General features: G+C 72.6%; 7 protein-coding genes and 1 tRNA gene. 4 read left to right on the forward strand and 4 right to left on the reverse strand.

The window, feature by feature from the left end; genetic code table 11:
* The 3 genes from B277_RS15180 to B277_RS15190 all read right to left on the reverse strand — a co-directional run.
* Window positions 1–2,528 (reverse strand): non-ribosomal peptide synthetase (locus B277_RS15180; protein WP_007929887.1); only part of this gene is annotated, 2,528 nt, incomplete at its 3' end.
* Between the two features lie 279 nt (window positions 2,529–2,807).
* Window positions 2,808–2,884: transfer RNA gene (locus tag B277_RS15185), tRNA-Met, on the reverse strand.
* Between the two features lie 44 nt (window positions 2,885–2,928).
* Window positions 2,929–5,868 (reverse strand): UPF0182 family membrane protein, encoded by a 2,940-nt coding sequence (locus B277_RS15190; RefSeq protein ID WP_156811821.1) that lies wholly within the window; start codon window positions 5,866–5,868, stop codon window positions 2,929–2,931.
* A 67-nt stretch (window positions 5,869–5,935) separates the two neighbouring features.
* Here B277_RS15190 and B277_RS15195 point away from each other — a divergent pair, with 67 nt between their 5' ends.
* On the forward strand, window positions 5,936–6,505 hold the full coding sequence (locus B277_RS15195; RefSeq protein WP_007929889.1) for a PPA1309 family protein: 570 nt from the start codon (window positions 5,936–5,938) through the stop codon (window positions 6,503–6,505).
* Between the two features lie 171 nt (window positions 6,506–6,676).
* Here the strand turns inward: B277_RS15195 and B277_RS15200 are convergent, their stop codons facing one another.
* Window positions 6,677–7,780: a YlbL family protein gene (locus tag B277_RS15200; RefSeq protein WP_007929890.1), complete on the reverse strand. Its 1,104-nt coding sequence runs from the start codon at window positions 7,778–7,780 to the stop codon at window positions 6,677–6,679.
* A 92-nt stretch (window positions 7,781–7,872) separates the two neighbouring features.
* Between B277_RS15200 and B277_RS15205 the strand changes: the two genes are divergently transcribed.
* The 3 genes from B277_RS15205 to B277_RS15215 all read left to right on the forward strand — a co-directional run.
* Entirely contained in the window at window positions 7,873–9,330 is a 1,458-nt protein-coding gene (locus tag B277_RS15205; protein ID WP_007929891.1) for a zinc-dependent metalloprotease, read from the forward strand.
* Window positions 9,327–9,878, forward strand: a complete 552-nt coding sequence (locus B277_RS15210; RefSeq protein ID WP_007929892.1) for an NUDIX hydrolase — start codon at window positions 9,327–9,329, stop codon at window positions 9,876–9,878. Before B277_RS15205 ends, B277_RS15210 begins: the two co-directional genes overlap by 4 nt.
* A gap of 178 nt (window positions 9,879–10,056) precedes the next feature.
* On the forward strand, window positions 10,057–10,610 hold a 554-nt coding region (locus B277_RS15215; RefSeq protein WP_420795276.1), incomplete at its 3' end, for a hypothetical protein.

Genomic DNA, 10,610 nt, shown 5'->3' on the forward strand with positions numbered 1-10,610 from the left:
TGGCGACGAGCACGGCGACGACCCCCATGCAGACGAGCCACCGACGCGGCGCGGGTGCCTCCTGGCTCGACCACGGGCCCCGGGCGGGCGCCCGGCGCTCGGCGGGCGAGCCGGACCAGGCCTCCCCCCGCGGTCACCGTGCCGAGCACGTGCGAGCCCGGTGCGACCTCGGCGCCGCGACCGACGACCGCACCCGGCGAGAGGGTGCTGCGGGCGCCGATGCGGGCCTTGGCGCCGATGCTGATCGGGCCGACGTGCACGAGGTCGCCGTCGATCCAGTAGCCGAGCAGGTCCACCTCGGGCTCGATCGCGGCCCCCGGCCCGACGTCGAGCCATCCGGTGACCGGCGGCAGGGCGTGCAGGTCCACCCCTTCGCCGATCTTGGCGCCGAGCAGCCTTGCGTACCAACGAAACCAGACGGCGCCCGAGAGCGCCGCCGCGGCGAGCTCGTCCTGGGTGCGGGCGGCCAGCCACAGCCGCAGGTGGACCTTGCCGCCGCGCGGGTGCGAGCCGGGCTCGACGCCGCGCAGCAGGACCCGGGCGATGAGCGCGGCGAGCGCCATGCGGCCCGGCGCGGCGATGAAGACCACGGCGAGCAGCGCGACGAGCCACAGCGGGTAGGTCGGCAGCCACGGCAGGGCCGGGTGGGCGATCGTCGCGCCGAGCACGAGCCACGCCAGCCAGCGCATGCCGGCGAGGGCACGAAGGGGGATCATCCCGACGAGCTGCGCCACCTGGGTCTTCGTGCGGATCGGGCGCACCTTGCGATTGGTCCGCACCATCGTCGACGCGGCCGACGACTCGTCGAGCCAGGCGGCGAGGTCCCCGAGGCTCGGGTGGGCGTAGAGGTCACCGACGGTCGTCTCGGGGTTCTTCTCCCGCAGGCGGCTCACCACCTGCGCGGCGGTGAGCGACCCACCGCCGAGGTCGAAGAAGTCGTCGCTCGGGTCGCCCACGTCCGCGCCGATGATCTCGGCCCAGATCGCCGCGATCCACTGCGCGGTCTCGCCGAGCTCTCCCTTCGCCGGGGTGTCGGTCGAGGTGGGCAGGGGCCACGGCAGCGCGTCGCGGTCGACCTTGCCTGACGTGCGCGTCGGCAGCTCGTCGACAACGGCGAGGCGCGGCACGAGGGCCGCGGGCATGCGCTCGCGCAGCAGGTCGCGGGCGTGGGCGGCGTCGTAGCGCTCGTCGGTCGTCAGGTAGCCGACGAGCAGCTTGTTGCCCGCCTGGGTCGAGCGGACCGCCGCCGCGGCGGAGACGACGCCGGGCACCCGCAGCAGCTGCTCGTCGATCTCGCCGAGCTCGATCCGTCGCCCGCCGAGCTTGATCTGGTCGTCGGCACGACCGGCGAAGACGAGACCGTCGGGGTCGTTGCGCACCACGTCGCCGGAGCGGTAGGCGCGCTCCCAGCCGAGGGTGGGCATGGGCGCGTACTTCTCCGCGTCCTTGGCGGGGTCGAGGTAGCGGGCCAGGCCGACGCCGCCGATGATCAGCTCGCCGGACTCGCCCTCCGCGACCGGGTGGCCCTCCTTGTCGACGACCGCGAGGTCCCAGCCGGCGAGCGGCAGCCCGATGCGGACCGGGTCGGTGCCGTCGAGCATGGCGCCGCACGCGACGACGGTGGCCTCGGTGGGGCCGTAGGTGTTCCACACCTCGCGCCCGGGCGACTGGAGGCGGGCGGCCAGCTCGGGCGGGCAGGCCTCGCCGCCCATGATGAGCAGGCGCACCCGCTCGAGCGAGCTCGGCGGCCACAGCGACACGAGAGTCGGCACCGTCGAGACGATGGTGATCTCGTTGGCCACCAGCCACGGCCCGACGTCGACGCCGGAGCGGACGAGCGAGCGCGGGGCCGGCACGAGGCACGCGCCGTAGGCCCACGCGAGCCACATCTCCTCGCAGCTGGCGTCGAAGGCCACGGACAGGCCGGCCATGACCCGGTCCCCCGGGCCGATCGGGTCGTCGACGAGGAACATCTGCGACTCGGCGTCGACGAAGGCGGCCGCATTGCGGTGGGTGACGGCCACGCCCTTCGGCTTGCCGGTGGAGCCGGAGGTGAAGATCACCCAGACGTCGTCCTCGGTCGTGGGCGACGACGGCTCGATCGACGAGCGCCCTTGTCCCACAGGGGTGGTCGAGATGACGAGGTCGTTGCCGACGACGGCCGCGGCGGCCGACTCCTCGAAGACCACCCGGGCCCGCTCGTCGTCGGGGTCGTCCGCGTCGACGGGGACGTACGCGGCGCCGGCCAGGATGATGCCGATGATGGCGACGTAGAGGTCGGTCGAGCCGGAACGGATGCGCACCCCGACCTTGTCCCCCGGCCCGATGCCGAGCTCGGCGAGCTGCTCGGCGAGCGCCGAGGCAGCCTCCGCCAGCTCGCTGTAGGTGAGCATCTCCTGCCCGCTGTCGACGGCCGGCGCGTCCGGGTGGGCGGCCACGACCGCGGTGAAGATGTCGACGAGGGTGCGCGGGGCGGGCGCGCGATCACCCGCGAGGAGCGCGGGCAGCAGGGGCGAAGGGAGCGTCACGGAGGGCAGGATCCCCCACCAAGGTGAACACTCGGCGCAGCCCCGCCACGGGTGACCGACCGTGATCCCCCGCGGCCCCAGCGCTGCCCGGCGTCATTGAGGTCACCTGGCGTCGGTGATGTCACCTGGTTGCCCGGAGAGGGGGACCACGCGCCACCAACGACGCCGGGTTCCCAGCTGGCCACCACCCCGATCCCTGAGGAGGCCACCCGCGGCCATCTCGAAGGGATCCTGACATGCGAGAGGCCCCCGACCAGATGGTCGGGGGGCCTCTCGGAGTGGTAGCGGGGGCAGGATTTGAACCTGCGACCTCCGGGTTATGAGCCCGGCGAGCTACCGAACTGCTCCACCCCGCGTCGTTGCGTCATTAACTCTACGTGAACGCACGGGGAGGACCAAATCAGCCCGCGTCGAGGTCGGCCGAGCCCCCTCCCGGCTGCACCTTGGCAGCCTCCTCGAGCTGCTTCTTCAGCTCCTTCTGGGCCTCGTCGTAGGCGGCGAAGTCGCCCTTCTTCAGGGCGTCCTGACCGTCCTTGTAGGCCTTCTGCATCCCGGCGATCGCCTGGCGCAGCTTCTTGTCGTCGGCCGAGAGGTTCTTGGGCTCATCGGGCTCCTCGGGCTTCTTCGTCGGCTCGCCGCTCGGCTTGCCCTCGGCCGTCACACCGGCGTCCCCGCCGAAGAGCTCGTCGAGCGCCGTCTCGAGGTCCTGCGCCCAGGCGACCTTGCCACCGAAGGTGACGATGACGATCCGCAGCTGCGGATAGCTCGTCCCCGACGCCGACGACAGGTAGATCGGCTCGACGTGGAGGAAGCCCTCGCCGACCGGCAGCGCCAGCTGGTTGCCGTAGGAGACCTGCGACCCGCCACGGTTGGCGTTGTTGAGGTAGTCGGTCAGCGTCTGGCTGCCGTCACCCGAGGTCGCGTTGGACGAGACGATGTCGTTTTGCACCTGACCGACACCCGGCACCGTGGTGTTGCGCGGCACCGACAGCAGGCGCAGCTGGCCGTAGTCCGAGGCGGGTGTGCCCTTCACCGACCCCGCGTCGGCGTCCACCGCGAGGTACCCGGCCATGACGTTGCGCGTGCCCCGGGGGATGTACGTCGAGGTGAGCGACCACGCCGGCTGCTCCTGGTCGGGCATCGCGAGCGACAGGAAGTACGGCGGCTGGGCGACCCCGTCGTTGCCCCGCGACGGGTCGTCCGGCACCCGCCAGCGGTCCTGGCCGGCGCGGAAGTCCGCCGCCGACGTCACGTGGTAGTCGGCGAGCACCGCGCGCTGCATCCGGAAGAGGTCCTCCGGGTAGCGCAGGTGCGACATGAGGTCGCCGCTGATCTCCTCCTTCGGCGTGAGCAGACCGGGGAAGGCCTTATCCCAGGCGCTGACGATCGGGTCGCTCTCGTCCCACGTGTAGAGCTTGACCGTGCCGTCGTAGGCGTCGACGGTCGCCTTGACCGAGTTGCGCATGTAGTTGATGCGGTCGCCGACGAGCGAGCTCGCCTGCTGGGTCTGCACCGACGACACCTGACCCGACTGCACGCCCGACATCGAGAAGGCGGTGCTGTAGGGGTAGTTCTGCGACGTCGTGTAGCCGTCGACCACCCACTGGATCCGCCCGTCGACGACCGTCGGGTAGACGTCGTCGTCGAGCGTCAACCACGGCGCGACCCGCTGCACCCGCTCCGACGGGGTGCGGTGCTCGAGCAGCCGCGAGTCCGACCCGACCGCGTCGGAGAGGAGGAACTTCAGGTCCCGGTGGGTCACGGCGTAGGCGGCCTGGCGCATCCGCGAACCGATCGCCACTCCCCCTTCGCCCTGGTAGGTGTAGCGCGACTCCTCGCCGCCGGTCGGCTGGTCGATCTCGCGCGGGGTCGTCGTGTCGCCCTGCCCGACGATCGAGAAGTGGTCCATCTCCTCGCCGAAGTAGATCCGCGGCTCGTACTCGCCGAGCTCGTCCTCCGGGGTGATCCACTGCGGGTTGCCCGCCCGGGCCTGCGTGCCGCGGGCCATGACCAGCCCGTAGCCGTGGGTGTAGACGGTGTGGTCGTTGACCCAGTCGCGGCGGTCCGCCGGCACCTTGTCGAGGTCGAGCTCGCGGGCACCGACGACGACGTCGACGGTCTCGCCATCGATGTCGTAGCGGTCGACGTCCAGCTCGTCCTGGAAGGTGTAGTACGGCTGCTGCGCCTGCAGCTCCTGGTAGGCCGTGCTCACGACGGCCGGGTCGAGCAGCCGGATGCCCGGGATCGACGCGGCGTCCTCGCGCAGCTGCCCCGACTCGACGTCGGAGACCGCGTCATAGCTGTCGGTCTTGACCCCCGTCACCCCGTGCGCCGCACGCGTGGCGTCGATGTTGCGCTGCAGGTAGGGCTCCTCGAGCGAGTTGCGCGAGGGGCTGACCTTGTAGGTCTCCACGAGCGCCGGGTAGATCGAGCCGACGACGACCGACAGCACGACGAGGGTCGCGACGGCGATGAGCGGCAGGCGCCACGAGCGCGAGCGCACCGACGCGAGGAAGAGCCCGGCGCACATCGCGGCGGCGACCGCGAGGATGTACTTCGTCGGCACGAGCGCGTGCGCGCCCGTGTAGCCGACACCGGTGAGGACCTCGTTTTCCTGCGTCGTCAGCGAGTGTGCGCTGAGCACGTAGCTCCACGCCCGCAGCAGGGCGAGGACCGCGGCGATGACCGCGAGGTGGAGGAAGGCCACGCGCGTGGACCGACCCCGACCGGTCGGCACGATGCCGCCGTAGACGTAGTGGGTGAAGACCGCCGCGAAGAGGGCCCCGAGCGCGGCCACGGTGAGGAAGCCGACGACGAAGCTCCACCACGGCAGCGCGAAGAGGTAGTAGCTGATGTCGCGACCGAACTCCGCGTCGGTCGTGCCCGTGCTCGAGCCATTGCGCCACAGCAGCCAGGTCTGCCACTGGCCGGCGGCAGCCAGCCCGCCGAGCACGCCGAACACCGCGGGGAGGGCGATGGCCGCCACCTTGCGGAAGGGCTCGATGGCGCGCCGGTACTGCGCGAGCGCCTGCTCCCCCGGCGTCATCGGCACCGACATCGGGCGCGTGCGGTGGGCCAGCCACAGGCTGAGCCCGATGGGCAGCGCGGTGATCAGCCCGCCGAGGACGAAGAGCAGGACCTGCGTGCGCAGGCGCGTCCACCACATGTCGGAGTAGCCGAGGGAGCTGAACCACAACGACTCGGTCCACAGGCTCGCCGCCAGGCTGAGCAGCAGCAGGACCACGGCGACGACGAAGGCCACCTTGCCGACCCGCCCCCCGCGGCACACGTCGGGAGGGCGGACCCTCGTCCCGGGGCGGCGGCGCGCCCCCTTCGTCATCCGGCCAACTCGCGCTGCTCATGGTGGGGCCACGGTACCCAGCGCACCTGAGGCGCCGTAGGGCAGCATGGGCATCGTGCCCGACTCGTCATCCACCAGCACCCCCGACAGCGTCCCCACTGCGGAGCCCCTCGAGGTCGCCGCGCTCGAGACCGAGCGCCACGTCGCCTCGGCCGGGTGGGACCAGAACCCGCGCGTCTTCGCGCTCGTCGACACCGCCGCGCTCATCGCGGCCGAGCCGGCGCTCGCCGCCTCGCTGACCGGCGACGCCGACCGCGCTCCCGGCGCGCTCACCGCCATCGAGCAGGAGGATCTGCCGCGCACCGCCAACCTCGAGTCGCTGCTCGGGCGGATGGCCTGGCCCGACACCGTGCACGGCGTCGCCCTCGCCGTCGAGCGCATCGTCATCCCGCCGGGCGCCGAGCGCGACCTGCCGCAGGACCCGACCGCTGCCGTCGACGCCCTGGCCGAGCACCCGCAGCGCGAGGACGTGCGCCTGCTCGTCGCGGTCCACCGCGACGGCCGCGCCGTGTGCCTGCTGCGTCAGCGGGCCAACGACCGCGACGACCGCGTGGCGAAGGGAGAGGACATCGCCCCCGGCCTCGTGCACGCGCTGCGCGCGACCCTCGAGGACTGACCTGCGCATCCCCCTCGGCACAGGCACGTGGAAGACCGCATTTCCCTAGGGAAATGCGCAAGGGGTCCGCATTTACCTAGGGAAATGCGCAGGGGGTTCGCATTTGCCTAGGGAAATGCGCAGGGGGTTCGCATTTGCCTAGGCAGATAGCACGAAGGGGGGCGGGCCGGGTCAGCGCGCGACCACGTCCTCGCACGTGGCGAAGTCCGCGGTCTCCCCCTTCGCGATGTCGTCGACGGCCTCCGTGGCGTCGTCGAAGTCACCCACCGGCACCACCGTCAAGCCCTCCGGCACGTGGCCGACGACGTCACCGCAGTTGCTCTCCGGCGCGAGGAACCACCGCGCGCCGGCGTCGTGGGCGCCGACCATCTTCTGCGCGATGCCGCCGATCGGGCCGACCACCCCGGCATCGTCGATCGTGCCGGTGCCGGCGATGCGCTGGCCACCGGTCATCGCGCCCGGGGTGAGGCGGTCGCGGACGGCGAGCGCAAACATCATGCCGGCGCTCGGCCCGCCGACCCGGCCGGCGTCGATGCGCACCTCGACCGGGTAGTCGTACTGCGGCTCCACGCCGATGCCGACCCCAGCGCGGCCATCCCCGAGGTCGGCCGTCGTGAGCTTCACGGTCCGCAGCCTGCCGTCGCGGCGCACGACGATCTCGACGTCGTCACCGGGTGAACGGGCGGAGATCTTGTCGACGATGTCGGCGACGGTGCGGGTGCGGCTGCCGTCGACGGAGACGATCTCGTCCTCGAGCTCGAGCTTGCCCTTGGCCGGCAGCTTCGTCGCGATCGAGCCGACGACGTTGACCTGGGGCACCGTGGCGCCGGTGCTGCGCAGGCCGACGGCGATCGAGTTCTTCTGCGAGCCCTGCATCTGGGCGGCATTCATCTCCTCGATCTCCTCCTCGGAGGTGTCGGCCGGGAAGAGCTGCTCCTCCGGCACCACCCGCGAGTCGTCGTCGAGGTGGCCCATGACCCACTCCCAGCCGCTGATGTGCCGCTCGGGACCACCGACCACGCGGACGGTCGTGAAGTACAGCGACCCCTCCGTCGGGTAGGTCTTCGCGCCCTTGACCGCGACGAGCGAGGTCCCGTCGTCGAGCGTGCCGAGGGTGTCGGTGACCGGGCCGGGCCGCTCCACCGCGTACGGCACCTTGATGAGCATGCCCGCGAGGACGACGATGAGCAGCAGGAAGGAGACCACGAGGATCCACCGGGCGATGCGTTCGCTGCGCGGGACGGTGTTCTTGACCGGCTGGACCGGGTGGGTCACGGGACCTCCTGGCCCGGGTGGGAACCATCCGGGACCGCTCGTGGTTGGGTTGAAGGACAGCACATCCTCTCAGGAAGAGACGAGACGCCGACGTGAGCAACGACCCCAGCACCCCATCCGGTTCCCCCGGGGACGACGGGCTGCCCCCGGAGATCATGCGGATCTTCCGGGACCTCAACGGCGGCCGTGACCTGCCACCCCAGCTCGTCGAGCAGCTGCGCGCGATGGGGATCGCCGACGCCGACCCCGCACAGGTGGCCGCCATGACCTCGCAGGTCAAGGCGATGTTCACCCCCGGCGCCATGTCGAAGGGAGTGGACGTCACCTCCGCGGTGACCGCCGCCCGCAAGGTCGCCGAGGGTGACGACGGGGCGGGCGACCGCACGATGGGCGAGCGCGAGCACGGTCTGGCCGACCAAGCGGTGCGGGTCGCCTCGCTGTGGCTCGACCAGGTGACGGACCTGGAGGCGCCCGCCCTCACCGGGGCCGCCCTCTCGCGCACCGACTGGATCGAGGCGACGATGCCCGTGTGGGCCTCGCTCGTCGACCCGGTCGCCGACGGGCTGTCCGGCGCGATCCGCACGTCGATGACCTCGCGACTCGACGAGCCCGGCGCCCCCGACCTGCAGGCGCTGGGGCTGCCGGCGGGCATGGACCTGTCCGCACTCCAGCAGCAGCTCGCTCCCTTCGTCGACACGATGGCCTCGCAGCTGATGACGGCGCAGACGGCCGAGGCGGTCGGGGCGCTGTCGGCGGACACCCTGACCGCGACCGAGGCGGGCGTCCCGCTGCTCACGACGCAGGTGGGGCTGCTGCCGGGCAATGTCGCGGCCTTCGCCGAGGGGCTGGAGGTCTCGCTCGACGAGGTGTGGCTGCACCTCGCGGCCCGGGAGGCGGCGCGGATGCGTCTCTTCACCGCGGTGCCGTGGATCGGCCCGCAGATCCTCGCGGCCGTGCAGGCCTACGCGCGGGGCATCGCGATCGACACCGACGCGATCGACGCGGCGGTGCGCGAGGTCGACCCCTCCGACCCGGTGGCGCTGCAGGAGGCGCTGACCGGCGGCTTCCTCAACCCGAGCCCGACGGCCGCGCAGGAGCAGGCGCTCGTCCAGCTCGAGACCTGGCTGGCTCTCGTCGAGGGCTGGGTCGAGCACGTGGCCGCCCGCGCGACCGACGCGCACCTGCCGCACACGGCCGCGATGACGGAGACGATCCGCCGCCGGCGCGCCACGGGCGGACCGGCCGAAAAGACCTTCGCCGGGCTCGTCGGCCTCGAGCTGCGCCCGCGACGGCTGCGCGACGCGGCCAACCTCTTCGCCGCGCTCGAGGAGCGCGTCGGGGCCACCGGCCGCGACGGCGTGTGGGCCCACCCGGACGTCGCGCCGACGGGCGCAGACCTCGACGACGTCCTCGGCTTCGTCGAGCGCACCGCCGCCGGGGGCTCGTCCGCGAGCGACGACCTGGACGCAGCGCTCGAGTCGATCCTGCGCGAGGCTGACGAAGGGGGCTCTGCCGCAGGCGGATCCGGCGCCTCCCCCGACGGCCAGTGACGACGCACGCGCACCTCGACGCGGACCTGCGCGAGCTGCTGTCGGGCTGGGTCGCGCCCACGGCGGAGCAGGAGGCGCTGCGACGCGACTACCTCGCGCACCTCGGCGCGCACGAGCAGGCGAGCGCCAAGGCGGGCCCGCCGGCGCACTTCACCGCCTCCTGCCTCGTCGTCGACGAACCCCGCGAGCGGGTCCTGCTCACGCTGCACCGCAAGGTGGGGCGCTGGCTGCAGTTCGGCGGGCACATCGAGGCCGACGACGCGAGCGTCGCCGAGGCCGCGCTCCGCGAAGCGGTCGAGGAGTCGGGCCTGCCCGCCGGCGCGCTGACCCTGCCGCTCCCCGGGCCGGCGCAGCTCGACCGGCACGCGCTCGGCTCGGGCTTCACCCGCTGCACCGAGCACCTCGACGTGCGTTGGGTGGCGGTGGCCGCCGCCGGCAGCGAGCCGATCGTCTCCGAGGAGTCTTTGGACGTCGCCTGGTGGCCCGTCGACGACCTGCCGCCCGACCTCGACGCCTCGATCCGCGAACTGCTCGCCGCATCTGCCTAGGCACATCACCGCCACCCTGCGCATTTCCCTAGGGAAATGCGCAGGGCCACCTCCGTCCCCGCCGCATTTCCCTAGGGAAATGCGCACGTCGGGAGGGCCTGTGGATGACGCCGCAGCCGTCGCCACGATCTGCGCCAAGGTGGTCCCCACCCCCCACCGAGCGAACGAGCGAGCGGCGATGCACCCACCTCCCCACCCACCACGCGGGGCGGCGCTGCGCCCCCTTCGCCGGCCCGACGGGAGTGTCCAGCTGGGCGTCGGTCCGCGGTCTCTGCGTCTGGTCGGCCTCGCCGACGCCGAGGTGCGCTGGCTCAGCACACTCGACCCCGACCGGGCTCTCACCGAAGCCGTCACCGCCGCCGCCCTCGAGAGCATCGAGCCGGCACGAGCCACCCTCGTCCTCGACCAGCTCGTGGCCTCCGGGCTCCTCGCACCGGTCGCCGACACCGGGCTGCCCCGCGTGGCGATCGTCGGGTCCGGCGCCCTGCCCGCCCTGCTCGCCGACGTCCTGCGGCAGGGCGGGCAGGTCGAGGTCACCCGGGTGCGCCTCGGTGGCGAAGGGGGTTCCCGTGACCTTGCCGTCGTCGCCAGCCCCGCACCTGCTGACCCCGCTGCGGTGCACCCCTGGCTCGCCGTCGGCACCCCGGTGCTGCCGCTGCTGGTGCCAGCCCGCCCACGCGAGCATCGGTCCGGTGATCAGCCCCGGCGGTCCGCCTGCCTGCACTGCCTGGA

Origin of the sequence: Janibacter hoylei PVAS-1, from assembly GCF_000297495.1 — a bacterium.
Classification (GTDB): Bacteria; Actinomycetota; Actinomycetes; order Actinomycetales; family Dermatophilaceae; genus Janibacter; species Janibacter hoylei.